The sequence below is a fragment of the Aminiphilus sp. genome (assembly GCF_029975095.1).
Lineage (GTDB): Bacteria > Synergistota > Synergistia > Synergistales > Aminiphilaceae > Aminiphilus.
This window is the reverse complement of sequence record NZ_JARKPW010000164.1, coordinates 1-26566: the sequence shown is the minus strand read 5'-3', so window position 1 is coordinate 26566 and position 26566 is coordinate 1. Positions and strand designations below refer to the sequence as shown.

General features: G+C 60.8%; 22 protein-coding genes. 2 read left to right on the top strand and 20 right to left on the bottom strand.

Going from position 1 to position 26566, the window contains the following annotated elements; translation table 11 throughout:
* Nucleotides 1-35 precede the first annotated feature (35 nt).
* From ftcD to hutH, 9 genes are all read right to left on the bottom strand, one after another.
* The gene (gene ftcD, locus Q1K49_RS10150; RefSeq protein ID WP_300525709.1) at nt 36-929 is read right to left on the bottom strand and encodes a glutamate formimidoyltransferase; all 894 of its coding nucleotides are present in this window, start codon (nt 927-929) and stop codon (nt 36-38) included.
* A complete protein-coding gene (locus Q1K49_RS10145) occupies nt 926-1522 on the bottom strand; it encodes a cyclodeaminase/cyclohydrolase family protein (RefSeq protein ID WP_300525707.1) in 597 nt (198 codons plus the stop codon). Before Q1K49_RS10145 ends, ftcD begins: the two co-directional genes overlap by 4 nt.
* Nucleotides 1519-2817, bottom strand: a complete 1299-nt coding sequence (gene hutI, locus Q1K49_RS10140; protein WP_300525705.1) for an imidazolonepropionase — start codon at nt 2815-2817, stop codon at nt 1519-1521. The genes Q1K49_RS10145 and hutI overlap by 4 nt, the downstream gene beginning before the upstream one ends.
* 66 nt (nt 2818-2883) lie before the next feature.
* Nucleotides 2884-3852 (bottom strand): C-terminal binding protein, encoded by a 969-nt coding sequence (locus tag Q1K49_RS10135; RefSeq protein ID WP_300525703.1) that lies wholly within the window; start codon nt 3850-3852, stop codon nt 2884-2886.
* Nucleotides 3853-3863: 11 nt separating this feature from the next.
* Nucleotides 3864-5588 carry a urocanate hydratase gene (locus tag Q1K49_RS10130; RefSeq protein WP_300525701.1) on the bottom strand — a complete coding sequence of 575 codons (1725 nt, stop codon included), beginning with the start codon at nt 5586-5588 and terminating at the stop codon, nt 3864-3866.
* Between the two features lie 161 nt (nt 5589-5749).
* Nucleotides 5750-6166 (bottom strand): DUF126 domain-containing protein, encoded by a 417-nt coding sequence (locus Q1K49_RS10125; protein WP_300525699.1) that lies wholly within the window; start codon nt 6164-6166, stop codon nt 5750-5752.
* Nucleotides 6163-7380, bottom strand: coding sequence for an aconitase X catalytic domain-containing protein (locus Q1K49_RS10120; RefSeq protein ID WP_300525698.1), 1218 nt, complete (start codon nt 7378-7380; stop codon nt 6163-6165). The genes Q1K49_RS10125 and Q1K49_RS10120 overlap by 4 nt, the downstream gene beginning before the upstream one ends.
* A 92-nt stretch (nt 7381-7472) precedes the next feature.
* A complete protein-coding gene (locus tag Q1K49_RS10115; protein ID WP_300525696.1) occupies nt 7473-8249 on the bottom strand; it encodes a GntR family transcriptional regulator in 777 nt (258 codons plus the stop codon).
* Between the two features lie 635 nt (nt 8250-8884).
* Nucleotides 8885-10414 carry a histidine ammonia-lyase gene (hutH, locus tag Q1K49_RS10110; protein WP_300525694.1) on the bottom strand — a complete coding sequence of 510 codons (1530 nt, stop codon included), beginning with the start codon at nt 10412-10414 and terminating at the stop codon, nt 8885-8887.
* 725 nt (nt 10415-11139) lie between these two features.
* On the opposite strand from hutH, the gene Q1K49_RS10105 reads away from it, so the two are divergent.
* Together Q1K49_RS10105 and Q1K49_RS10100 are read left to right on the top strand one after the other, a co-directional pair.
* The gene (locus Q1K49_RS10105; RefSeq protein WP_300525693.1) at nt 11140-13152 is read left to right on the top strand and encodes a methyl-accepting chemotaxis protein; all 2013 of its coding nucleotides are present in this window, start codon (nt 11140-11142) and stop codon (nt 13150-13152) included.
* A 392-nt stretch (nt 13153-13544) separates the two neighbouring features.
* Nucleotides 13545-14288 carry a hypothetical protein gene (locus Q1K49_RS10100; protein WP_300525691.1) on the top strand — a complete coding sequence of 248 codons (744 nt, stop codon included), beginning with the start codon at nt 13545-13547 and terminating at the stop codon, nt 14286-14288.
* 18 nt (nt 14289-14306) lie between these two features.
* Here Q1K49_RS10100 and Q1K49_RS10095 read toward each other — a convergent pair whose 3' ends face one another.
* From Q1K49_RS10095 to Q1K49_RS10045, 11 genes are all read right to left on the bottom strand, one after another.
* Complete coding sequence (locus Q1K49_RS10095) at nt 14307-15287, bottom strand: ABC transporter permease (protein WP_300525689.1); 981 nt, start codon at nt 15285-15287, stop codon at nt 14307-14309.
* A complete protein-coding gene (locus Q1K49_RS10090; protein WP_300525687.1) occupies nt 15280-16788 on the bottom strand; it encodes a sugar ABC transporter ATP-binding protein in 1509 nt (502 codons plus the stop codon). Before Q1K49_RS10090 ends, Q1K49_RS10095 begins: the two co-directional genes overlap by 8 nt.
* 255 nt (nt 16789-17043) lie before the next feature.
* Nucleotides 17044-18006 (bottom strand): substrate-binding domain-containing protein, encoded by a 963-nt coding sequence (locus Q1K49_RS10085; protein ID WP_300525685.1) that lies wholly within the window; start codon nt 18004-18006, stop codon nt 17044-17046.
* Between the two features lie 223 nt (nt 18007-18229).
* The gene (locus Q1K49_RS10080) at nt 18230-19234 is read right to left on the bottom strand and encodes an ABC transporter permease (protein ID WP_300525683.1); all 1005 of its coding nucleotides are present in this window, start codon (nt 19232-19234) and stop codon (nt 18230-18232) included.
* Complete coding sequence (locus tag Q1K49_RS10075; protein WP_300525682.1) at nt 19231-20772, bottom strand: sugar ABC transporter ATP-binding protein; 1542 nt, start codon at nt 20770-20772, stop codon at nt 19231-19233. The genes Q1K49_RS10080 and Q1K49_RS10075 overlap by 4 nt, the downstream gene beginning before the upstream one ends.
* Before the next feature lie 23 nt (nt 20773-20795).
* Nucleotides 20796-21785 carry a sugar phosphate isomerase/epimerase family protein gene (locus Q1K49_RS10070; RefSeq protein WP_300525681.1) on the bottom strand — a complete coding sequence of 330 codons (990 nt, stop codon included), beginning with the start codon at nt 21783-21785 and terminating at the stop codon, nt 20796-20798.
* 28 nt (nt 21786-21813) lie between these two features.
* Complete coding sequence (locus Q1K49_RS10065) at nt 21814-22938, bottom strand: Gfo/Idh/MocA family oxidoreductase (protein ID WP_300525679.1); 1125 nt, start codon at nt 22936-22938, stop codon at nt 21814-21816.
* A 139-nt stretch (nt 22939-23077) separates the two neighbouring features.
* The gene (gene rbsB / locus Q1K49_RS10060) at nt 23078-23965 is read right to left on the bottom strand and encodes a ribose ABC transporter substrate-binding protein RbsB (RefSeq protein WP_300525677.1); all 888 of its coding nucleotides are present in this window, start codon (nt 23963-23965) and stop codon (nt 23078-23080) included.
* Between the two features lie 132 nt (nt 23966-24097).
* Complete coding sequence (locus Q1K49_RS10055) at nt 24098-25048, bottom strand: ABC transporter permease (protein WP_300525675.1); 951 nt, start codon at nt 25046-25048, stop codon at nt 24098-24100.
* A gap of 15 nt (nt 25049-25063) precedes the next feature.
* The gene (gene rbsD / locus Q1K49_RS10050) at nt 25064-25459 is read right to left on the bottom strand and encodes a D-ribose pyranase (protein ID WP_300525674.1); all 396 of its coding nucleotides are present in this window, start codon (nt 25457-25459) and stop codon (nt 25064-25066) included.
* A gap of 94 nt (nt 25460-25553) precedes the next feature.
* The coding region (locus tag Q1K49_RS10045; protein WP_300525673.1) for a ribokinase at nt 25554-26566 on the bottom strand (1013 nt) is incomplete at its 5' end.

Sequence of the window (26566 nt, the reverse complement as noted above, 5' to 3'; positions counted from 1 at the left end):
GCATTGGATTCCGGTCCCTCCCGGCCTCTCCGCTTCTAGTCGATCAGCTTCGCCTCGATGATCTGTTCCATATTGAAATCGTGGACCCGAAGATAATGGGTGACGACATCCTTGAGTGCGTCCAGGGGAACGGGACCGACAAGTTCGGCTCCGCCGACGGCGACACCGTAGGATTCCGCCAGAGCCTTCACCGTCTCGAAGACGACGGGAATGGGAGTCATTCGGTAATTGACGAGATTCATCGACACCTGTACCTGGTGGCTCTCTTCCAGAGGAAGCGCGATGGCTCTCACGGAATGGAAACCCCCACTGCTGAAGCGAACCGCTTTGGCGATCGCCTTCGCGACATTCAGGTCCTCGGTTCTCAAGTTCACATTGAAGGCCACCAGCGAGAAACGGACCCCCGTCACCGTCGCTCCCCATTCGGGAGGAAACACCGCAGGACCTTCGTCGGGAATCCAAGCGGGATCCTTCATTTTTTCGGCAAACCCTTCGTACTGTCCTTTCCGAATGGTGACGAGCACCTTCCGTTCCGGTTTCGTGGCTGCGTCCTCGTAGTAATAGACAGGAACTCCCCTGCCACCGAGAAACGCTCCGTACGCTCGGGCGATACCGAGCGCCTCCTCTTCCGAAACATTCCGTATCGGGACGAAAGGAACGACGTCCACCGCTCCTATTCTGGGGTGGCTTCCCTTGTGAACCGTCATGTCGATTCGGGCAAGAGCCGCATCGGTCACCCGCTTCGCGCCCTCAAGCACATCCTCCGGGGCCCCCATGAAGGTATAGACGGTCCGGTTGTGATCGCTGTTGGAATTGATGTCGAGCACGACAAGCCCGGAAACATCCTCCAGGGCCGCCGTGATGGCGCCGATTTTTTCCGAGTCGATTCCTTCGCTGATATTCAACTCGCAAAGAAGAACTTTTCTCATTCCGCTTTCCCCGCCTTCCGCTCTTCCACCCCGTCCGTTTCCGTCTCCAGGAGAAACGTCTCCAGTTCGGCAACGCGCTCCGGATCCTTGATGAGCCCCAGATTGGCTCGAATATTGGCGAGACATCCCCCTACAGCCGCCCTCGCAAACACCGCGCCCACTTCCAGATCGGACCCGGCATTGCCGTTGGACCTTCCCTTCATGTCTCTCGCCGCACGCTCCACTTTCAGAGCAAGCAACGCATTCCGGCGGGGCACGTCGGCCGCAACATAGGCGGCTTTCCCGACGGCCTCCCTCCGTAACGCCTTCTCCGTTTCCGTCGCTTTGGGCAACGCATAGGCCGCCTTTATGCCCAGGAATGCTTCGAGATCCCTGACAGCACCATCCCGAAGCAGAAGGGAGATCTCGTCCATCTCTGCGGCGGTTTTTTCATACACTTCGTCGGAAAGGCCGCACTGCTTTCCAACGGACAACCGTGCGACCATGCCCACGAGAGACGCAGCCATCGCTGCGGAAACCGCGGACGCCGCACCGCCTCCGGCCGTGAAATCCTTCGAGTCGTAAATCCTCGCCATCACATCTTCCAGGGTCATCGCCACTCCATCCCTTCCACGACAAAACCTCGCCCGCACAAACAACCGTCCTGCACGACGATCCGCCCTCTTTTCATGACCCTTGTCACTAGTTTTCCGCCATAGCGGTAGAAGACGTCCTCCCACCGTTCCACGTTCCAGAACTGGAGGTCCGCGAGTTTTCCGGGCTCCAGCGACCCCCTGTCCCCGGACAAGCGAAGGGCTTTCGCTCCTCCGAGGGTCGCCGCGACCAGCGCTTCGCCGGGAAGCATGCGGTGCCGGCGACAGGCGAGCACAAGAGCGAACGGCACGGATTCACACCATGTCCCGGGGCAACAATTGGTCGCGACAGCCAAAGAGACTCCGGCCTGCCGCATGAGCTGAGGATCGAAGGGATGTGCATGGGAAACGGCAAAATCCGTCGCCGGGAGAACGACACCGATCGTTCCGGCAGCCGCCAGTTTTTTCAGAGCGGAGGGAGGGGTGAAATTCAGATGTTCCGCCGAAACGGCACCGATCTCCGCCGCCAGGTCGGACCCACCGATGTAGGAGTACGCGTCCGTGTGAATCTTCGAGGCCATACCGAGAGCGTTCGCGGCGGAAAGAATTCGGGCGCATTCCGCCGCATCGAAGTGTGAATCTTCACACCAGACATCGCAGAAAACCGCCAGACGGCGGCGCGCCACCTCGGGAAGCATCTCTTCAAGGAGCACGTCGATATAGGCCGCCTTTCCCATTTCCGGGGGCCAGCCGTGGGCGCCGAGAAACGTGGAAATCACGTCCACCGGAAGATATTTTCCCAATGCCTCGGCGACTTCAAGCATTTTGATTTCCGATTCCACGGTGAATCCGTACCCGCTTTTCACTTCCACCGTCGTCGTCCCACAGGTGATCATGTTCGCCAGGCGGCCCGCCGTCTGGGACAGGAGCGAGGCAAAGTCCGCATTTCGCGTCACCGCCACGGTGGCAGCGATTCCTGTCTGAACGCCTCGAACCCGAAGAAGGTCCGGATCCTCCTGAACGGCCTTCGCAATGTATTCGTCCACCCGGGATCCCCCGAAGACAAGGTGTGTATGAGCATCCACGAATCCGGGCAACACCACCTGCCCGGCGGCATCGATTCTCTCGGCACCGTCCAGATCCGCCGCCTCACGGACTTCCCTTTCCGTTCCCACCGCGAGCAGATGTTCCCCGGAACCGGCGATCCACCCGCCGGAGATCACGCCCGGGTCGTTTCCGCATACCGAAGCACATGTCACCACCTGGGAAGCGCCCGCGACATACCAACCCGCCTTCGGGATCTCGGGACATGTCATCTTTTCCGGCTCTCCTTTCGGAAAACAGCTCGCCGTGCGACAACCACGGCCCAAAGCAACATGGGATCAGGGCTCGGCGATGTCGGCCACGGGCTCTCCCCGGAGAACCTTGACGGCGTTGCCCGCCGTGCGTGATTTCAGTTCGAAGAACGATTCCTGGGAAAGATAGGAGACGTGGGGCGTGATCACGATTCCAGGGCAGGTGAAAATCGCCTCCCGGAACGTGGGCGGCTCGACGGGAACCACGTCGACCACGGCCCCGGCGATACGTCCCTCCGTCACGGCACGGATCAGATCGTCCGATTTGACGATCTTTCCTCTGGCCGTGTTGATGAGGAAGGCGCTTTGCTTCATGCACGCCAGCTCCCGCTCGCCGATCATGGAATCGGTCTCCTCGGTCAATTTCGCGTGAATGGTCACGAAATCCGCCGCAGCCAGGCCGGAGTACAGGTCCGTCTTGCGGACACCGAGGGATACCATGGTTTCTTCGTCCACATAAGGATCGTAGGCGGCAATGTCCATGCCGAGGAGCCCGGCCTTTTTCGCCGTTGCCCGTCCGATTCTGCCGAGACCGATGACGAACAGGTTCGACCCGCGAACGCGATGCGGCAGTTCTTTCATGGCGGGCACGCCCCAGAGCCCGGAGTACATGGCCTCCCTGTAGGAGTCGATTCTCTTGTTAGCGTGAAAAATGGCGGCGATGACATAGTCCGACACGTCGTCCACACAATATCCGGGCACGAACGTGACCTTGATTCCTCTGCGCATCGCGCTCGCCACATCAACCCTGTCGTATCCTCCGCCGAAGACGGAGATGACCTTGCAGCGGTGAAGTTTTGACAACGCCTCATCGTCCAGCTTCACGTAGATCTGGGCGAGAATCGCATCCGCATCCTTCCCGAAGGTCTCCAGGTCGGCCCGGTACTCGTAGCCGGAAATCCGGATCGTGCACTCCGGGAAGGCTTCCTTCAAAACCGCCTCCTCGACGACATAGTCCGGCCACTCCTCGTCGATGATCCAAATGAAAGGCTTCATGGGAACCGCCCCTATTTCGGCCTGGCCGGAGTGCTCTTTTCGGGACCGAAGGTGACCTTGTCGGCGGGCTCCCACCAGAGGGGGACCTTGATACTTTCCGAGGTCAGTTTGCCCTTGCCGTTCGCGACATCCCGAGCGATCTCATATCCGGCCTGGGCGTGCCGGATGACACCGATGCCGGAATCGACAGTCATGGCCACCTCCAGTCGAACAGCGGCATCGTCGGTTCCGTCGGCGATCTGCGTGACTCCCGTGTGAACCGCCTCACCCATGGAGTAATTGGCCTGAATGGCAATGAGATCGCACATGCCGCAGGCGTTCAGCAACCCGTTCAGCATGGGCCAGTCCGAGATGAGATCGCCGCCGTCCTTCATGCGCTCCGATTCGAAAGTGGGGTTGACGATGGAACCGGAATCGAGATTGTCTCTGGAGAACGCCACAGGTCCTTTGATCTCGCCCTTCCTGATGAGATCGTTGATGGCGAGGGCAAATTTCTTCCGCTGGCCGAAGCCCATGTAGCACACTCTCGCAGGCAGTGCCTCGATGGGAAGATGTCTGCTCGCAAGCCGGATCCAGCGACCGACGATGGGATCGTCACCGAAGAGTTCCAGCGCGAGTTCGTCGGCTCGCTTCAGATCCGAGGCCTCCCCGGAAATACAGGTCCAACGGAAGGGACCACGCCCCTCGCAGAACAAGGGACGGATGTAATCGGCCACGAACGCGGGAAGCCTCATGGCCTCTTTCTCGGGGAAGCCCGCATCGCGGCATTCCTTCCGGATGCTGGTGCCGTATTCGAACACGGGAACTCCCTTGTCCAGGTACTTCAGCATGACTGCGAGCTGGCGTTTCATGGTCTCCCGGGCCTGGGCGAGATAGCCGTCGAAATCCTTCTCCCGGAGAACGGTCGCCTCTTCCGGCGTATATCCCGAGGGGATGTAGGAAATGGGATCGTGGCAGGGACACATTTCGCTCATGACATCCGGCACGAAGCCCTTCTCGTAGGCCTCTTCGAAGCAATCCGCCGCGTTTCCGACAACTCCGATGGCCAGGGCTTCCCCACTCTTCGCGGATTTTCTCGCCAGAGTGATCGCCTCGTCCATGGTGGTCACGATGACGTCCATGTACTTCTTCTCGACACGCCGCTCCAGGATTCTTCTGTCCGTATCGACCACAATGGCAACGCCGCCGTGCATTTTCATGGCCCAGCTCTGGTTGCCGCCCATTCCACCCGCTCCGGCCGTCAGGTAGATCCGGTCTTTCAGGGAGCCGTCGTAATGCTTGATGGCCACCGCTCCAAGAGTCTCGAAGGTTCCCTCGATAACTCCCTGGGTTCCGATGTACTCCCATGGAGCTGCCGTGTACTGGGCGAAAATCGTCAGGTTTTTCGCTTCCAGCTCGTAGAAGACGGGCCACGTGGCCTTCATGATGTTCGTCGTCGCCATGACGACCACCGGAGCGTACTTATGGGTCTTGAAGACTGCCACGGGCATGCCCGACTGAACGACCAGCGTCTCGTCGTCCTCGAGTTCCTTCAAGGATTTCACGATGGCATGGTAGGATTCCCAGTTTCTCGCACACTTGCCGTTACCGCCGTAAATGACGAGCCTCTCCGGATGTTCCGCGTTCTCCATGTTGTTCTCGAGCATTCTGAGGATTGTCTCCTGCCGCCATCCTTTGCACCGGAGAACAGGTCCTCTCTGTGCCTTCACTGAGTAAAGAATCTGCGCATTGCCCATGTTGCGCACCTCCTTCGGGATGTCCGACTCCATTATCGACAATGTCATATCCGTCCCCACGCTCTTCGGGGGGAAATTCCTCCCGACCCGCCCAGACGTTTCTCCGTTTTCCGCCCTGCTCTTCCACGTTCTTCGTGGCATTCCCCCCGCGCATCTCTTCTTCAGCGCGACAACAGCCTGAGCACTCCGGCGTCGGCATCCAGCTCTATCGTTTGTCCATCCTTGAGCGTTTCGAAAAAAGACTCCTCTACCGCATAGACCGACGGAATTTCCATGATGAGCAGCGCCGACACGAAAACCGGATCGGGGTTCCGCAGAACGACTCCCACCGGGCCCTTTCCATGCTTCGTGATTTTGAAAAGGCCGTCCATCTGCACGACAGAACTCCCTTTCCCCGCATGAGCGACGAGAATCGTCCCCTCCATGGACCGCCCCTCCAGGGCATGTCCCTTTTCCACCACGACACCGGTTTCGGGTTCCACGAGATAGAAACAGACCGCCTCGTCGCTGACCAGTGCGGGACCGCTGCAACGTCCTCCCGAAATGGGAGAACACGCGAACGAACAGGAACCGCTCATTCCCTCACCTCCCCCACCAGAGCAGCCTCTATGGCTTTTTCAAGGGGCCTTACCTTGAATGCGATCTTCCTGATTTCGTTGTAATAGGCGCATTTGGGAGAATCCGTCACGGCGGACTTCCCGTAGTAGGGATACCAGCAGGGCGGAACATCGATGCAGGTATCGGTGATGACGTGTCCTCCGGCACGGGTGATGGTATCGAGGTATCCCATGCGATCCGCGAGCTCTCTCGTCAATGAGCTTGTGAGGATCCAGACATCGACGGCGAATCGTTTTCCCTCGGCAATTCGGGCGATGTCGCCCACCTGTCTGATCGTCAGATGGGGACAGCCGAACATGGCGAAATCGATTTTTCCGGGGGCTCCGCAGATTCTCCTCCGCACGTCTTCGATATCGTCCTTCGTGATCGTGACACGATGTCTGGGAGCCTTCCCCCCGAAAGCGGCAGCGAGATCGGGGGCCTCCGGGGTAATTCCCACGAAGTGGTACATCGCAACGGATCCCGATGTGTTCAGCTCCGCCCCGAAATTCATGAACCCTTCCGGCGTAGGGCGTTCCTCGATACCGACAAAGGCAGGAACTTCCGGGCCGGGGTGTTTCAGGGGATAACACCAGCCGAGGAGTTGATAGTCGAAATCGGTACGAATATCCGCCTTCACCTCGACCAAGACTTCGGCCAGACGGTTTTCGTCGAGAAGAAGGCCGTACTCGGGAACGAGCCCGGTGATTGCCGCGCAAAGTGCACTCTGGGACGATTCCCTGTTGGATCTGGCGCCGAATACGGAGTTCACGTACGGTGTTGCGCTCGATTCGGAAAAGGCGATCACTTCCCCGAAGGAAGGCACATTCTGCTGCAGATAGGGTGTACAACTGAAACTGAGAACAGCTCCTATTTTCCGATAGGCGGCGTTCGTCGCCGATACGATGTCCACGCCGACCTTCGGGATCTCCACAAGATGTTTGTTCAGATATGCCAGATTGATACTGGGATTGACGGTAGGAGGAATTTTGCATTTTCCTCCGAGTCCGACCAGTTTCTCGACAAACCAGAGATCCGCGTCCTGAGCGCTCAACGCCACATGAGCCCGCGTAATGGGGACCATGCGCTTCGCCCCGAACACTCTGCCCACACCGGCCTGAATACGCATGGCGTATTCCACGGCTCTTCCATACTCTCCCGCCAACATTTTTTCTTGCTCCTCCGTCAATCTCATTCTTCACCAACCTTTCACTCAATAAAAATGAAATGACCAAAACTATCCTTTTTCGTCGTTATACTACCTGTATTATGAACATGGTAAAAATTTTACAGCATCTTTCTTAGATGATATCGGTTGTTGAATTCAATATGTGCGCGCAATGCTCCCTTGAGCCCCTCCGCATCCTTCACCTCGAGAAAACGAAGAATGTCCATGTGCTGGTGGATCGTGTCCTCAACATACTCCTGCGTTTTCCAAGATGCAAAAACATAACGCAGGATTTGAAAACGCAGCACATTGAGGAAATTCCGGAGTCGATTGTTCTTGCAATGCGTGAGGATAACACCATGAAGATTGGTATCCGCTTCCGAAAGGTGTTCCGGCGACAGCTCCTCACCCTTTTCGAACCGTTCGAGAAAATGTTCCCAAATCAAGCGCTGGTGCCGAACCTCTTCCTGTGTGATGCTTTCGAGTGCCGTCTCTGCAGCCAGCGGTTCCAGCACCATCCGAAGATCGTTGATCTCCTTGATGTCCTCCACGGTCATTTCTGCGACGATCGCGCCACGGCCAGGAATGATCTTGAGCAGCCCTTCCTGATCGAGCTGGCTGATCGCTTCACGCACAGGAGTCCGGCTGATGCCGAGCATTTCTCCGAGACGGACCTCGCTGAGAGGCTCGCCCGGCTCGAAGACATTGCCGATGATCATATCCCGTATCGCCTCCGCAGCTCTTTCGGCAAGACGGGGATGGTTCTTTTTCTGCTGTTGCAGCAAGCTGGAAAAATCTTTGATTTCAATCATTCCAAGGTTCTCCTCGTCGTTCTCCTCGTCGGAAACATTTCGCTCTTGCCATAATACTCTCTGTATTATGACTGTCAAGACCAAAGGAAGCTCTGAATAAAGACCTTTTGCCTCCCTTCACTCGGGTCGCATCAGGCTCTGTGAGGCGCCCTGCAGAGCTGACGCAGCCTTATTCAGAGGTTCCCAAAAACAAAAGAGCAACGTGCTCCATTCACTGCAAAACGTCGTTTCCGATCGCTGTCATGGCCGTAAAAAACGGCGTTCATTCACCTTGGAAAACTCCTTTCACTTTTTTCCTTGTGCTTCGTGTCCCGGAAGGTGTCATGCTCTCCACGTTCCGCCGGAAATTCTCTCTATAAGCCCATGGCAAACATCGTCCGCAGGTGCAAAAAATCATCGCCTCTATCCGGAAGGGAACACATTTTCAGCTGTAGGGAGCATTGTGCCTGGATTGTCAATCCAAACTCAACCGAGGTGGAGCCGGCTCCCGATAGACCTCCGCCGGAGCGCGCCATCCTAGGCACTTTCGTGGCTTGTTGTTGAGGAGCGAGACGTAGTGATCCAGATCCTCGCGGCTTACGCTCCGGAAGTCCTTCCCTTTGGGCAAAAACTCCCTGAGGCAGCCGTTAGCGGCGATTCTCCGCCTTTTCCAGGGAGTTCCTTTTTGTGTTCGAGCAACAGAGCTATGTCGAGACGACGGCACGCCCGCCTCGATTCCGTTATCCCAGCGGGCCGATCACCCGCTCTACCGCGTCAACAAGTTCTCCGTTTCCGATCATCGCGGATGCGACGGCCTGATCCTCAAAAAAAACTCTGTCTTCCTGCAGAAAAGCGATCTTTTCACGCAACAGCCCGTACGCCGGAGCAGTTCCCTTTCCCGCCGCCAAACCCGGCTGCAGGTCCGCCGCCTGCGCGGCGGCCATCCATTCGATACCCAGCACGGCCTCCACATGTTCCACGATCTGTCGTGCTTTTCTGGCGGCGATGGTCCCCATACTGACGTGATCCTCCTGCCCCGCCGACGTGGGAATCGAATCCACACTGGCCGGATGGGCAAGGACCTTATTCTCCGAGACAAGAGCCGCCGCCGCATATTGAGGCACCATGAAACCGCAGTTGAGTCCACCCTCTTCAACCAGGAAGGCGGGCAGACCGTGATTATGTGCGGGATCCACCAGCTTGGCGATCCGCCTTTCCGAAAGATTTCCCAGTTCGGCCACCGCAATGCCGAGCGCATCCATGGCAATCGCGACGGGCTCTCCGTGGAAATTTCCTCCGGACAGCACCTCGCCGTTTTCGAAAACCAGCGGATTATCCGTTACGGCATTCATTTCGACCTCCACGACCTGGCGGACATACGCCACAGCCGCTCGACAGGCCCCGTGGACCTGAGGAATGCATCGCAAAGAATAAGCATCCTGCATTCTCAGTGCTCCCTGCCTGGAAGCGCGCTCGCTTTCCTGAAGCAACCTCCGGAGGTTTTCAGCACTTGCGCACTGTCCCCGTTGCCCGCGGATGTCATGAATTCTCGCGTCGAAGGCATCCATGATTCCCCGCAACCCTTCCACCGTCAATGCGGCGATGATGTCCGCACATTTCATGAGATTTTCGGCCCCGCACAGCGCAAACGCCGCGATGGAAGTCATTACGGGCGTTCCGTTGATCAGCGCCAGTCCTTCTTTCGCTTTGAGCCGCAGCAACGGCACACCCGCACGATGCATCGCTTCGGCCCCGGAAAAGCGGGCTCCACCATACACGGCGTACCCCTCACCGATCATGGGAAGCACCATATGCGCCAAAGGACAGAGATCCCCGCTGGCACCCACGGACCCTTTCTCCGGAATGACCGGCGTTACCCGCTTGTTCAGCATTTCCGCAAGAGTCGACACGACCTCCGGCCTCGCGCCCGAGTATCCTTTTACCAGAGCGTTGACCCGCAGGAGCATGACACCCCGAACAATCTCCTCCGAAAGAGGATTGCCGACACCGACGGCGTCCGCCCTGATCAGATTGATCTGCAACGTGCTCAATTGCTCCTCGGAAATCGAAACATCCGCAAACCTGCCAAACCCCGTGTTGATTCCATACATGGGAACACCTGCCTTCAGGTGTTCTTCCACGATTTTTCTCGAACGGCGCACTTTATTCATGGCGTGCTCCGTGATGATCACGGCTGCCCCGTCTCTTGCGACGGCGAGAAAATCTTGAAGAGAAAGAGGTTTTTCTCCCAGCTCCACGCTCCGCTTCACTCTGACGACCCCCTCCGCAACATTTTCACCCGAGCGAAAAAAGAAATCTCCGCATTTTTCCGTGCCGTGCAAACGCTTTTCTCCGTCAGCGACATACCGAATCGCTCGTTTTCTCATCCGAAATACGTGCTTCTCTCCGACAACGGAGACGGCCCACCTCACTGCGAGAGCGCCCGGCTTTTTTGCACATTATATAATACTTCTTGTATACTACCTTGTCCACGCATCGTCCACCCCGGTTTCACTATCGGATTCGTGCATTGCGCTTTTTCGCATCGTGCCGTCAATCCCCCATCCATGTCACCGCGATTCCGCGATCAGAATCACCGTCAAAATGAAATTCATCCCGTCCCGTACCTTTTCCCGCCTGGCAGGAGCCACTGGAGAACATTCCCCCGGCAAAAACGGAATTTCCTCACGCAACAGTCCACAAACAATCGGTTATAATGCTAACGTATCCCCCAACAGCAATTGAGGAGGTATCAAAACACAGAAAAATCATTTCAATTTTTTCACCCATACTCGTCGTTGCAGAACACTCACGAAGGCACGCCCCCACGCCGTAGAAACAGAACTTCTTTCCGCCACAGGCCGCCACGAGGTTTTTTCTCGCACGTCGTTACATCACGACAATACGACGTACCCTTTCGGGAATGCCGAAGGGGTTTTTCGCCGGACGCGCCCCTCTCTGTGGAGGGATTTTCATTCCGAGGAGGAGATAGACCATGAAGACCCTACGCGGACGTCTTATCGGCACGTTCCTGATTCTCTCCCTCAGCGCTCTCGGTATCTTGGGCTACATCGCCGTTGCTCGGTCCCGACAGGCACTCATGGACGCGGCCAAAAAGGAAGGTCTCGCCCTGGCAGACACGGCAGCGGTAAAAACGGACTCGCTCGTTCGGCAGCTGCAAGCCCTGTTGGAATCCCAGGCCCAGCGCCTGGAGATCAAGGGAATGAACTGGGAGTTGCAGAAGGCGGTCCTCACGGAAGCCACGAAAGGGGCCGGTTTCCTGGACGTGTTCATCATCGACCTCCAGGGGAAGGGACGCTCCATCTCGAACAAAACCGGCGATTACGCAAACCGCGCTTATTTTCGAAATGTTCTGGAGACGAAGCGTCCCTACGTGAGCGAACCCCTCATCTCCCAATCCACGGGACAGAGCATCGTAGCCTTTGCCGTTCCCGTGTTCGGATTTGGAGAGGATCCCGTGGGCGTCCTCATGGCCACCATGCGCACCGAGGATCTCACCGTCCTCGCCGCCTCCATGACCTGGGGTAGAACGGGATACGCCTTCATCGCGGACAGGGAGGGAATCGTCACCGCCCATCCGAACAAGGAATTCATCGGCAAACTCGACGTCTCGAAGGCGGGTGACATCGTTCCTCAGGCGCTTGCGGAGGGTGTACAGAAGGCGCTCAAAGGCGAAAGCAACCTCGCGGAATATCACTTTCAGGATACGGAGACCATCGCGGCCCTTACACCCGTCCCCATCACGGGGTGGTGTCTGGTCCTCAGGGCTCCTCTCGCGGAAATTCTGGCACCCGTACAGGCCCTCAAGACCTCCATTCTGCTCGCCCTGGGCATTCTGACCCTCCTCGTGATCGGTGCATCCGTCTGGTTGAGCGGCAGCATCGCCACTCCCATCCGCTCGGTCTCCGAGGGCATGCGGCGCGTCGCTGCGGGAGATCTCACCACCCGCATCGACACCCGCTCTTCCCTCCGGGAAGTACGCGACCTCGTGGAAGCCATCAACAACACCATCGACGCCGTTTCCGACTCCGTAACGGCCATCCTCGACACCTCCGGCACTCTCCTCGCCAAGGCGGAGGACATGAGCGCCGCATCGGAGGAAGTCACCGCAGGCATCACCGAGGTGGCATCCATGACGAATCGCGTGAACACCAACACCCAGGACACGGCCGCAGCCATCGAAGAGGCCAATGCGGGGGTGAGCGAAGTCTCCCTGAGTGCTCAGGCGGGGGCCAAGGCCGCGGCCGAGACGGGCGAGCAGGCCCGGGCCATTTCTCTCGCGGCGGAGCGCGGAGGCCGCGCCATCGAGGAAATGTCCCTGTTCATCAAGGACATGTCCGTCGCCGGTGAAACCGTTGGCATCGCCATCAAGGACCTCGCCGCGTCGGTGGGGCAGATCTCCGGTTTCGTCACAACCATCACGCAGATCGCGGACCAGACGAACTTGCTGGCCCTGAACGCCGCCATCGAGGCGGCCCGAGCGGGCGAGGCGGGGCGCGGTTTTGCCGTGGTCGCCGAGGAAGTGCGAAAATTAGCGGAGGAATCGAATCGGGCCGCGTCCCAGGTGAGCGCTCTCATCGGGGACGTGACCGCAAAGACGAAGGGCGCCACGGAGAACACCCAACGTTCGTCGGAGCAACTCAGTGCCATGGTGAGCAAGACTGCCGAAACCAGGGAGGTCATCCTTGACGTGGTCTCCAAGGTGGCGGCTATTTCGGAGAACGTCCAGTCCATTGCCGCCACCATGCAGGAACAATCCGCCAGCGCCGAGGAGATGACGGCGGGAATGGATCAGGTCTCCCGTTCCGGCCAGGAAGTGGCGGAACAGACAAATCGCATCGTCCAGACGATGGAAGAGCAAAAAAAGGCAGTGGAATCCCTCGCGCTTATCTCGGAGGAACTCCTCACCCTGAGCGGCAGGCTCCAGAATGCAGCGGCGGTCTTCACCGTCGCCGGAGAGAAAAGGGCGCCTCTTGTCGCGAGGTAATCCTCCCGAAGCGTGTTTCGTGTGCATTGCCGCTTCAAGAGCAGAAAGCCGGGACGACGGAAGAGAGTAACTCTTCCGTCGTCCCGGCTTTCTCATGACAAGGAACCTCTGAAAAATGTCGCCCAGGTCTCGAAAAAACGCGATGCGACCTACGATCGAGAGAGGACGACCCCTACTTGATCAAAGTTTCCACAAATTTTGCTGCTATGACACCTCGACACAAGGAGACCCTCATTGTGTCCATAAACCGACTCCGTATGTTTCCCCTTCGTGCGCTCTGCGCTATACTGCGGAGACGGTTCATACCACGGCAGTCTCGATGCATTCCGTCTTTTCGCCGTGTCCGAATTCCGACGGCCGATTCCGGCTCTCCGTACAGGGAGGTTTTTGTCATGCGAATGAGTTCGTCGCCGCGTCGCCCCCTTTTCCGTTCCCTTCTCCTCGCCGTTCTCTTTGCTCCTGCGCTCTTCCTCTCCGCGATGCCCGCGCTCGGGGACGGAACGGAAGCTCCGGTGGAACGACTCCTTGAGGCACACCTGAAGTCCCGAACCGGGGCCGAGGACGTGACGGTCGTTCTCGAGGGCGGAGACGCGCGGGTCCGCAAAGGCTACGCACCCAAACTCTATCTGTGTCTCACGGGAATACGCATGGAAGGAACGCGCATCGACAAGCTTCTGGTGAACCTGGAGGGAGTTCGCTATGTCCCCGACGGGAAAGGGCTACGGATCGACTCCTTCGAGAAGGCCCTCGTCACGGGAAGCCTTCTCGTGGAGGATTTCGTCCGCAGCGTCACCGCATCCTTTCCGAGCCTGAAGGAACCGGAGGTTGTCCTGGAGGGAGGAAAAGTGACAGTGAAAGGCGTTTATTCCAGGGAAGGGGGGCTCGTGAAGCTCCGTTCCCTCATGCGCTTCACCGGGTCCTACCGGATCGACTCCGCAACGGGAACAGCCCATTACGAGATCACCGAAGCCACGGGAGACAACGCTCTCGTGTCCAAGGCGGACGTAGCGAAGGCGCTCGCCGCACGGTCGCCGAAGATTTCCCTGTCGTCGTTCTTCGTGAGACAGGGGATCCGGGAGATCCGCGTGGACAAGGGAATGCTCTGGTTTTCCTCCGGCTCGGGCGTCCCCTATTGAGAAGAAAAGGCTCCTCCGTCAGGCGTCCCGGCTCCGCCCCTTGCGGTAGTACCCCTTCAGCGCCAGGTCGAGGAGCACCGCCCCGACGAAGATGAGCCCTTTCACAGACTGCTGCACGTAGCTGGAGAGTTCGAGAAGCCGCAGGCCGTTGTCGAGAAAGCCCATGACGAGAACCCCCGCCACGGTCCCTCCCATTCCTCCCACACCGCCGAAGAGGCTCGTTCCGCCCAACACCACCGCGGCGATGACGTCCAGCTCCAGCCCTATCCCCACGTTGGGTTGAGCGCTCCAGAGCCGCCCCACCATGAGCACCCCCGCAAGGCCCGCAAGCGTTCCGGAGATACCGTATACGGCGAGTGTCAGGCGTGGCGCGGAAAGCCCCGCAAGGCGGGCCGTCTCGGGATTGTCTCCCAGGGCTCGAAGATGAATGCCGAAGGGGGTTCGTCGGAGCAGCACCCAGGCAGCGAGGGCAAGGGCGAGAAAGATCAGCCCGGGCAGAGGCAACGGTCCCACGGAAGCCCAGCCGGGAGTGTAGAAAAACGGAGGGAGACCGGAAAGGGGATATCCCTGGGTGAGAAGCAGCGTGGTTCCCCGGGCCGCGGCGAGCATGGCCAGGGTGGCCATGAAGGGCGGCACGCCGCCGAAGGCCACGAGCGCTCCCGAGAGCATTCCGCAGACCGTGCCGGTGAGCAGTGCGACGCTCCAGGCGAGGGGAACGGGAAGTCCCAGCACCTTGCAGGACCAGGCACCCACCGCACCCGCCAGGGCGAGGACGCTCCCCACGGAAAGATCGATTCCTCCGGAGAGAAGGACGAAGGTCATGCCCACGGCACAGACACCCACGATGGCGGACTGGGCGAGCACGTTCGCCAGGTTGCGCCCGTGGAGGACGCCGGGCTGGAAGGCTGCGAGAAGAAGCACCACCGCAAGGAGAAGCAGCACGCTCCCCGCTCCCTGTTCTCGAAGGCGGAACAGAAGGGAGTTTTTTTCCTCAGGCATGGGCGACACCTCCCGTCGCTGCGGCCATGACACGTTCGCTCAAACGATCCGGCTCCCCCTCCTGCCGGGAGAACCGGGCGACACATCGCCCCTCCCGGAAGACGAGGACGGCGTCACTCATGCCCAGCACCTCGGGGAGATCCGAGGAGATCATGAGAATGGCCATTCCCCCGGCTGCCAGATCGTTCATGATCTGGTGGATCTCCGCCTTGGCGCCCACATCCACTCCCCGGGTGGGCTCGTCGAGGACGAGCACCTTCGGGGTAACCGCGAGCCCCTTGGCGATGGCAACCTTCTGCTGGTTTCCGCCGCTCAGGGCGAAGACCGGTTCGAAGACGCTCCGGCAGCGGACTCCGAGACGTTGCACGAAGGTCTCGGCCAAGTGCGTCACCGCCGCACGGTCCGTAAAGAGTCCTCTGCGGAGTCCCTGAAGAAGCTTCATGGTCGCCACGTTGTCCCGAATGGTGCGGTTCAGGAAAAGCCCCTGACGCTTCCGGTCCTCCGGAACGAGGACGATCCCCTTCCGCAGCGCGTCGCCGGGATTTCGGGGCACGAAAGGCACCCCTTCCACGACGATGCGTCCTCCATCGAACCCATCCAGCCCCACGAGACAGCGGGCGAGTTCGGTGCGACCACTGCCCACGAGACCCGCAATGCCGAGGATCTCCCCACTCCGGAGAGAGAAGGTGATGTCCTTCAGCACGTCTTTCCTGGAAAGCCCCTCCATGCGGAGAAATTCTTCGCCGGGCTCGCGGAACGTCCTGGGGTAGAGGGTCTCCATACGCCGTCCCACCATGAGGGAGATCACTTTCTCGGGGTCGAACTCCTCCGCCGGCGCGCTTCCCGCCATCTCCCCGTCCCGGAGGACGGAAATCCGGTCCGCGAGAGCGAAAATTTCCTCCATGCGGTGGGAGATGTAGATGATCCCCACTCCTTTCGCCTTGAGATCCGCCACGACCCGGAAGAGGCTTTCCGTCTCCCGGGCGGAGAGGCTCGACGTGGGTTCGTCCATGGCGAGGAGAGAGACATTCTGGGAAAGGGCCTTGGCGATCTCCACGAGCTGCTGTTCGCCCGGCGGAAGCGCTCCGGCGGGGCGCTTCACATCGATGTCCACGCCGAATCCCGCCACAAGGCGGGCCGCGTCATCCCGCAGACGCTTCCGATTCACGAAAGGACCGCGCCTCGGCTCACGTCCGAGGTAGATGTTCTCCGCCACGGAGAGGTGCGGAGCGAGGCTCAACTCCTGATGGATGATGCCCACGCCCGCCCGGATGGCGTCACCCGGTCCGGCCCAACGGGCGGGGATCCCCCGGACCAGAAGTTCTCCCTCGTCGGGGACGACGACACCGCCCAGCACCTTGATGAGCGTGGATTTGCCCGCGCCGTTCTCGCCCACGAGAGCATGAAGTTCCCCCTCGCGGAGTGAGAAGGAAATGCCCTTCAGGGCGTGCACGCCGGGATAGCGCTTGTGCACGTTGCGCATGTCCAGCAAGAGGGTCACACCATCGCCTCCAGGTTTCCGGACGTCTCGCTCCGGCTTCCGATCTTCTCGGCGGCTCTTCGCAGAAGGCGCCCCGCGTGCGCCCTGGGACACGGTGCGAACACGCGGGGCAAAGGGCGAAAGAACGTTTTACGCTTAGGGAAGCCCCGAATAAAGGCCTTGCGCTTCCCCTTGGCTAGGGTCGCATCAGGATCTGCGAGGCGCCATGAGGGGCTGACGCAGCGTTATTCAGAGGTTCCTTGGAAAGAACGCGTTCTAGAACACGGAATCAGGGTGGTAGTAGTCCGCCGCGTTCTCCTTCGTCACCAGCTCCGCCGCGAGAACGATCCGCACGGGGAGCTTCTTCTGATAGAACCCCTCGAAGGTCTTCCCCTGCACACCGAGCACGCCCAGGGAGACCGCAGTGGCGCACACGTCGGGAGGATAGGTCACGTTGGCCCGGACGAGAGGATCTCCGTCCATGATCCGCTTCACGATGTCCTTGGCGCAGGCGCCGCCGAGGAAAATGCTGATGTCCTTGCGCCCGGACTCCTTGTAGGCCTGAAGGGCGCCCTTCAGCATGTCGTCGTCGGCGGTGTAGACCGCATCGATCTTGGGATACTTCTGGAGATAGTTCTCCATGACCTCCAGGGCCTTCTGCTGGTTCCAGTGACCGGGCTGGCTGTCCAGGATCTTGATGTCGGGATATTTTGCGGCGACCTGCTTCATGGTTTCAACGCGGACCGTGTTGATGGGCGTGGGAATGCCCTCGATGAGGACGATGTTCCCCTTGTAGCCGAGTTCCTTGCAGATCCACTCCATGCCGGTCCGGGCATATCCCTCGTCGTCGTTGGAGAGATAGACGTCGTACACGGGCTTGGAGACACCCCGGTCGAGGACGACCACGTAGATGCCCTTCTCGTAGGCTTTTTCGACGGCGCTGGTGACGGAGGCGTCGAAGGGGAACACCACGAGGGCATCCACACCCTTGACGATCAGGTCTTCGATGTCCGCGGCCTGTTTCGTCACATTGTCGGCGGTGACGAAGAGGAATTCCAGGTTGGGATCCTTCTTCTGCCAGTCCTCGATGGCCTTCTTGGCCCACCAGTTCGCGCCGCCCATGAAGCCGTGGGTGGCGGTGGGCATGGTGACGCCGATCTTGATGGCCGCGTCGGCGAATGCCACACTGCCCAGAAGCATGACGACCACGAGTGCTGCCGCGAGCAGAGCTTTTCTCATGAGTCTCTTCCTCCTTCCGTAAGAAAACGCGTTTCGTTCCCTGCGGAACGTCTCCGGACACGCCCGACGGGGCGAAGATCCGAATCCCCGAAGCACAGCGCCTTTCCCACTCATCTCCGTGCCGGGCCACACCTCCTTCGCCGTACAGGTACAGGTCCCGTCCTCCGGAAAAAACCCGTTTTCCCCCATATACCGGAAGGCATCGGCAAAACACGCGCCCTCCTCAGTTTTTCTGTCTCTGGATGTACACGGCGGCGATGATCACCAGCCCCTTCACGGTTCCCTGAAGATAGGGGGAAATGCCCACCATGTTGAGCATGTTGTTGATGACTCCCAGGGTAACCGCCCCGACCACGGTGCCCCACACGGTGCCCCGCCCTCCCGTCATCGCCGTGCCCCCGATGATGACCGCGGCGATCGCGTCGAGTTCGAAACCGAGCCCTGTGTTGGAGGAACTCACCGCGTTGAAACGGCTCGCGAGAAGCGCCGAGGAGATGCCCACCATGGCACCGTTGATCGCATAGGCGAAGAAGCGGATTCTGTCCACGTCGATGGCGGAGTAGAGAGCCACTTTTTCGTTGCCCCCCACGGCGCAGAGGTGACGCCCGTACTTCGTGTCGTTCAAGAGAACGCTCAGGAGAGCCGCCAGGAGCAGGAAAACCCACACGGGAACGGGAAGGAGCAGAAAGGAACCGGCGGCGAAATCTCCGAAGAGAGCGCTCCGCGAGGAGAATTCCCCCGCGTTTCCCATGTAGAGCGTAAGGGAACGAAAGAGCGCCATCGTCCCCAGCGTGACGATGAAGGGAGCGATGCGCCCCTTGGTGATGAGGAGGCCGTTCACCGCACCGGCGAGGAATCCTGCTCCCACCGCGACGACACAGGCAAGGAGCACCGCGGTCCCCGCACCGAGGGCCAAAACGGCGGGGGCATTCACCGTAAGGATCGCAAGGGCACCGACGAAGGCCGCCGCGGAGCCCACGGAGAGATCGATGCCGCCGGAGATGATGACCAAGGTCATGCCCAGGGCGATGATTCCCGTGTACGAGACCTGGCGGAAAATGTTCACCAGGTTTTGCACCTGCAGAAAATAAGGACTGAGAAAGGCGGAGATGGTTCCCAGAAGCAGCAGGGCGAAAAGCGGCGCGTAACGCTGCAGCTCGATCCGTTTCAGTCGCTGGATCCTGTTTTCGGGGGCGTCCTGCGAATTCTGCCGTGTCCCGTCGTTCATCCTGCCCTCGCCTCCTCGCGAATGCCCGTGGCATGGAACATGATCTCTTCCTCGGTGAGAGACGCTCCCTCGAGAACGCCCGCAATCCGCCCGTCCCGCATGACCACCACGCGATGACACAGCCCGAGCAACTCCTCCTGTTCCGAAGAGATGACGATGCAGGAAACTCCCGATTCGGCGAGGTCGGCGATGAAACGGTACATTTCCTGCTTCGCCGAGACGTCGATGCCCCGGGTCGGCTCGTCGGCGATGAGCACCCTCGGATGGGTGTCGAGGCTTTTCGCCATGGAGACCTTCTGCTGATTGCCACCGCTCAGGAACTCCAGCCGGGCATCGAGAGAAGGAGCGCGGATGTTGAACAGATCCCGGTAGTGGGAGGCACTCCGACGCTCCCTGCTCTTGTCGAGCAGGCCGAAGAAGCTCCCCGAGCCCCCGAGGAGAGACCGCACATAGCTCCCCAGGGAGACGAGCGTCACGTTCTCCGTGACGGAAAAACCCGTGAGAATGCCGCTTCCCTGTCGATCCTCGGAGAGATAACTCACACCGGCCCTCACCGCATCCTCGGGGAAGCGGACCTTCAGCGGCGTACCGCCAAGGAGGATCTCTCCCTCGTCAGCCCTCCGCAATCCCATGATGGTCTCAGCCACCTCGGTGCGCCCCGCGCCGACGAGGCCTCCGAACCCGAGCACCTCGCCGGGGGCGAGGGAGAAGGACACATTCCTCAGCAGGCCCCGCACGGACAGGTTGCGCACTTCCAGAGCGGGCACCTGATCGGGGCGGGGGAAGCGCTTCGGGGGGAAGATCTGGGACAGCTCACGCCCCACCATGCGGGAAGCCATTTCTTCGAGGGACATCTCCGCGGCGGGCTTCTCACAGACGAACTCCCCGTCGCGGAGGATGAGGACACGGTCGCAGATGGCCTTGATCTCCTTGAGCTTGTGGGAGATGTAGATGATGCTCATGCCCCTTTCCTTCAGGCGCCGCATGAGTCGGAAGAGAATCTGCACCTCGTGGGAGGTGAGCACCGTGGTGGGCTCGTCCATGATGAGCAGCTCCGCCTCGAAGGCGAGGGCCTTGGCGATCTCCACAAGCTGTTTCTGTGCCGCGGAGAGATTCGCAATGCGCTCCGTCGGGGAGATGTCCGTTCCCAGCTCCGCCAGAAGTTCCGCCGTGCGACGCCGCATCCGTTTCTTGGAGAGCATGCCCAGAGGACCGTGCAGCTCCGCCCCGAGAAAGACGTTGTCGTAGACGCAAAGATCCTTCACCAGGTTGAACTCCTGGGGGATGAGACTTATCCCACCGCTCCGGGCCTCTGCGGGAGTCCGGAAGCAGACCTTCTGCCCCCGGGAATAGATCTCCCCCGAGGTGGGTTGATGGATTCCTCCGAGGATCTTCATGAGGGTGGACTTGCCCGCGCCGTTTTCGCCGATGACACCCAGGATTTCCCCTCGCCGGAGGGCAAGATCGATGTCCCGGAGCACCGGCACGGAGGAGAAGGACTTGCAGATTCCCCGCATTTCGAGAAAGCCGTCGTCCACGACGCTCCCGCCTTTCACGAGCTTCAGTTTTCCATGCTCCCGTCGAAGGCCACTGAAGAGGGGGCGAAATCCGTTCTGCGGACGAAGGCAAGGGACTCCCGGGCGCCGAACTCCCGCTCCATGCCGTTGTCCTCCCATTCCACCGAAAGAGGCCCCTGATACCCCGCGGCGTTCAGCTCCCTGATGATGGCGTCGAAATCCACATGACCGTGCCCGAGGGAACGGAAGTTCCACCCCCGCCGCAGATCGCCGAAGGGAAGATGAGAACCGAGGATGCCGCTCCTGCCGTCCAGGGTGATCGCCACGTCCTTCATGTGCACGTGATAAATGCGGGAGGCGAAGTCGCGGAGAAAAAGCTCCGGGCGCATGCCCTGCCAGAGGAGATGGCTCGGATCAAAGTTGAAACCCAGAGTCGGCCGCTCTTCGAAGACCTCCAGAAGTCTTTTTGCGGTGTAAAAATCGAAGGCGATCTCCGTGGGATGCACCTCGAGGGCAAAGCGCACACCTGCCCTGTCGAACTCGTCAAGGATGGGAGTCCAGCGCTCCAGAATCGTCCGGTACCCCTCCTCAAGCATCCTCTCCGTGGTGGGAGGGAAGGAATACCAGTAGCGCCAGACGGGGGACCCCATGAAACCGGTCACCACGCCGCACCCCATGGACTTCGCCGCCCAGGGGACGATCTTCATCTCTTCCATAGCCCAGGCCCGGATCTTCTCCGGGTCTCCTTTGCAGGATGCGGGAGCGAAGGTGTCGAGCCGCTCGTCCCATGCATCTCCCACGCACTGCCCCGTCAGATGGGCGCCAAGGGCCCAGCAGCCGAGCTTGTGCTCTTCGAGGATCTCCCTGTGCCTTCGCAGATACGCTCCATTCTCCGCGGCCTGCCGCACATCGAGATGATCTCCCCAGCAGGCGATTTCAAGCCCGTCGTAGCCGATCTCCGCCATTGCGGCGCAGAGGACGTTGAAGGAAAGATCCGCCCACTGCCCCGTGAAGATGGTTACCGGTCTCGCCATGTGTGCGCCACCCCCTCTTTCGCAAACGCTAAAAATCGAGCCGGCGACCGCCTCCAGCGCTGCTCTCGAGACACCGTTCCACAAAGCGGACACCCCGGGCTCCCTCGGCGATGCCCGGATAGTCCGGGGCGGGATCGGCAGGACGTCGAAGATGCTCCAGAAAAGCCCGGTAGATGTTGGCGAAGGCTTCGTAATATCCCTCGGGGTGTCCCCCGGGAATCCGTGAGAAACCCAGGGCCTCCGCCGAAAGGGAGTCCCGGCCCCGGGAGAGACTCTGCACGGGCTGCCCCAGGCGAGCCACCTGAAGGACATTGGGATTTTCCTGTTCCCAGGCGAGCGATCCCTTTTCGCAGAGAACCCGGAGCTTCAATCCGTTCGCGCTGCCCACCGCGACCTGGGAGAACCAGTAGAGCCCCTTCGCACCCCCCGCGTACTCGACAAGCACCGTGGCGTTGTCGTCCACGGCACGCCCCTCCACGAACGTGTCCAGCCGTGCGCTGAGGCTGCGCATCTCCAATCCTGTGACATAGGATACCAGATGTTCAACGTGGGTGCCGATGTCCCCCGTGCTCCCCGCTCCGGCCTGGGACGGGTCCGTCCGCCACGAGGCCTGCCGGTTGCCGGTTCTCTCCAGGGGAAGGGTCAGCCATTCCTGGGCGTATTCGGCGTTCACGAAACGCACGGAACCGAGTTCCCCCGACCGGAGAAGCGCCCGGGCCTCCTTCACCATGGGATATCCCGAATAGGTGTAGGTGACGCAGAAGGGGAGCGTCTTCGCTGCCGCACGACGCGCCAGGTCCGCCGCATCCCGGGAGTTCGTGACCAGCGGCTTGTCGCAGACCACGGGAATGCCCGCGTCGAGAAACGCCGCGGCGATGGCGTGATGCGACGCGTTCGGAGTCACCACCACCACGAAATCGATCCGGTCCTTCCGGGCCGCCTCGCCGGCTGCCATGGCCGCGGGAGTTTCGTAGAGCCGCTCCTCGTCGAGCCCCAGCGAAAGTCCCCTCGACCGGGTGATCGCCGGATCGCGGGAAAAACACCCCGCAACAAGCCGGGCCCCGCCCTCCAGAGCGATGGCCCGGCGGTGCACATCACCGATGAAGGCGCCTTCGCCTCCCCCCACCATACCGTAGGTGAGTGTCGTTTCCATAGGTGCCTCCTTCCGCGTCGCGGCACCGTCCGACATGTCCTCCCGAGCCGCGACAGCCCTGCCGCTGACCGCAGGGAGAGACAGAACCCCCTGCGGCCGGCGGACGCCGTTTCTTCTCCGGAAGGACCGCCTGCGAAGCCTATTCCTTCACGACAAGCTGCAGAGGAACGGGAATGAACTCCGGAAGCGTCTCCCCTCCAAGGAACGCAACGGCCTTCTCCACCCCCATGGCACCCATGAGGGCAGGTTGCTGCGCCACCGTGGCGGCGAGCTTGCCGTCCTTCACCGCCGCCACGGCATCGTCCACCGCGTCGAAGCCTACGAAGACGATGCCCTTCCGTCCCGCGGCCTCTGCGGCGGCGATGGCACCGAGGATCATCTCGTCATTGTGGGCGAAGACACCCGCGATGTCCGGCTGGGCCTGCAGAATGTTCTCGAAGACCTTGAGCCCCTTGTCGCGGCTGAAATCCGCCGCCTGGGCAGCAACGATCTTGATGCCCGGGAAAGCTGCAACGGCGTCGTTGAATCCCTTGCCTCGATCGCGGGCCGCGGAGGTTCCGGGAATGCCCACGAGTTCCACTACATTGCCCTTCTCTCCAAGGGTCTTGGCGAGGAATTCTCCGGCCATCTTTCCCCCCGCCTCATTGTCGCTCGCGATATGGCAGACGACCTTGCCTCCCGAGGCGCCCCGGTCGATGGTGAACACGGGAATACCCGCCTCGTTCGCCTTGAGAATCGAGGGCGTCACCGCATCGGAATCGGTGGGGTTGACGAGAATGGCATCCACCTTCTTCTGGATCAGATCCTCCATGGCAGCGGTCATCTTCGCCGAGTCATCCTGGGCATCGAGCACCACAAGTTTCACTCCCGCCGTCCCCGCCGCTCCCTCGGCACCCTGCTTGAGACTGACGAAGAAGGGGTTGTTCAACGTGGAGATCACGAGACCGAGCGTTTTCTCCGCCGCCGCAGCGGGCAGTGCGGTAAGCAGGACCACCACGAACACCGCGAGAAGTTTCCTGAACATCATCGACACCTCCTCAAAGATTTTCGCGGACATTGCCTCCGTCCGCGCCACTCCGCCCGAAACACCTTCCGGACATTCCTCCGGAGAGACGCGACGCAGGACACGCCGCATCACCCCTTCCGCTCCGGGTTTCCGTCATCCCGCCGCCCGGCTCCTTCGTCCCAGGCTTCCGTAGGCCACGAGAGCCGCCGCGATGACCACCCCCTTCACGACCTGCTCGGAGAAGGGATTGACGTTGAGGAGATTCATTCCGTTCTCCAGCACACCCATGATGAGCACACCCACTATCGTTCCGGCGAGTGTCCCCTGTCCCCCGGAAAAACTCGTGCCCCCGAGGACCACCCCGGCAATGGCGCCGAACTCATAGCCGAGACCGGCGCTGGGTTGGGCCGAATCCAGGCGGCCCACGAGCACGAGGCCCGCGAGAGCGGCGAGTGTGCCGCTCAGGACATAGGCCTTTGCCACCGTTCCGGGCACATCGATGCCAGACCCCCAGGCGGCGACGGAATTGGACCCCACGCTGCGCACGCGCTCACCCCAGGGACAACGCTCCAAAAGGACGAAAACCGCGAGAAAGGCGAGGGCGAAAAGCAGTACCGGCACGGGCACACCTCCGAAACGCCCCGTTCCGGGAAACCGAAACAGGGCGCCAAAACCGGTGAGAGGCGCACCTCCCGTGTAGAGAAGGGCGAGTCCCCGGGCGAACCCCATCATCCCCAGGGTGACGATGAAAGGCGGCAGACGGAGCCGGGCGATTCCGAAACCGTTGCACCACCCCAGGCCGGCTCCCCCCGCAAGGGCGCAGCACCAGGCGAGCGGCGCGGCGACTCCCGCCTTTGCCGCCGACGCGGCAAAAAGGACCGACAGAGCGAGGATGCTCCCCACGGAAAGGTCGATCCCCCCCGTGAGAATCACCACGGTCATTCCCAGGGAGATGATGCCGATGATGGAGGACTGACGCAGCACGTTCAACAGGTTCGTCCCCGTGAAAAAGCGCGGTTCCATGGCTCCGACGGCGAGCATGAGCCCACCGAGGAGCAGGAGAAGCAGCGTTCGCGATCCGGGACGCCACGGCAGGAAGGACATGGTTTCCGCGGGGCCTCAGAAGGGAACGCCGCAGCGGAGAAGCACGTTCGCGTAGGGAGTGAACTCTCCGGTACGGACCACGAAGCGCACTTCTTCGAGACGGGCTTTGAACGCCTCGTGAGGAATGCGTTCCTGGGGGAGCCCCCGAAAAAGGTCCTCGAAACGCTGCACCAGATGCGGACTCTTTTCCGCCGCCTCCTCGGCCCAACAGACCTCCTCCAGGGCAACCTCCTGGAGCACTGTCTTCAGCACGTCGAAAAAGGGGGGTTTGCCCGGCGCATAGGCCAGGTCGATCCTCGGCACATTCCGCGGAAGGGGAAGTCCCGCGTCGGCGATGCAGATCAGATCGCGATGGCCGCAGGACGCGATCTGAAACGCCAGTTCCGGATGGAGCAGACCACCACATTTCATTCTCTTTTCCTCCTCCATGTTCCCTCTCCGCTCTCGCTCCGAATCCTTCGTCGCAACCGGGCTTGCATCCACCGCCCGAGAAGGGTGACAAGACTCATTTCCCGGCGGAAATCCACGCCGTTTCGCCGGCGGCATCTGCGAGAAGCCGTTCCACCTCTTCACGGCGAGGCAGGCTCGGCTGGGCACCGAGACGAAGACATGCACAGGCTCCTGCGCCGGTTCCGAAGCGAACGGCCTCGGCGAGCGACCCGCCCTCGGCGAGCGTCACCGCGAGGGCCGCCACGAAGGCATCGCCCGCTCCGGTGCTGTCCACGGCGGTGATCCTCGGCGGTGAGATGGCAAGACGGGCCGGGCGCTCTCCGTAGCCGACCCTCTCGAAAAGAAAGGCCCCATCCTTCCCGGCGGTGACCACCACGGCGCCCACGCCTCTGTCGAGTGCGGCAAGGGCTCCTTCCAGGAGATCCTCAGTTCCGGAAAACTGGGCCAGTTCAATGCGGTTCGGCACGAAAAGATCCGTCAGCGTCAGGACTTCCTCGGAAAGCGGTGTCCAGGGAGCGGGGTTGAGAATGGTGCGCACGCCCTTCTCGCGGGCGAGGCGAAGCCCTTCGAGGACCGTTTCGGGGGGAACTTCGAGCTGGAAGAGTGCACAAGCGGCATCGGAGAAAAGCGGTGCGGCGTTCCGCACGTCCGATGGGGAAAGCAGAGCATTGGCTCCCGGAGCGATGGTGATGGCGTTGTCACCTTCGACGACGAAAATGGAGGCGACCCCCGTGGAAGAACCGGGAGAGACGAGAAGGTGCTCCACGTGGACGCCCTCTTGCTCCAGAGCAAGGCGGAGCGTTCCGCCGAAAGCGTCGTCGCCCACGCGGCCCACCATGCCGACGGAGGCGCCGAGACGGGCCGCAGCGACCGCCTGGTTCGCCCCCTTGCCTCCGGAGGCGGTGACGAAGGGACCCGCGGCGAGCGTCTCTCCGAGGACGGGCAGGCGGGGCGCCTGCATGACCAGATCCATGTTGACCGAACCGACGACCACGATACGGGACATGGGACTCACTTCCTTCGCGCCCTTTGCCGCAACAAAGCCGCCGCGAAAAGGAACGCCGGAGT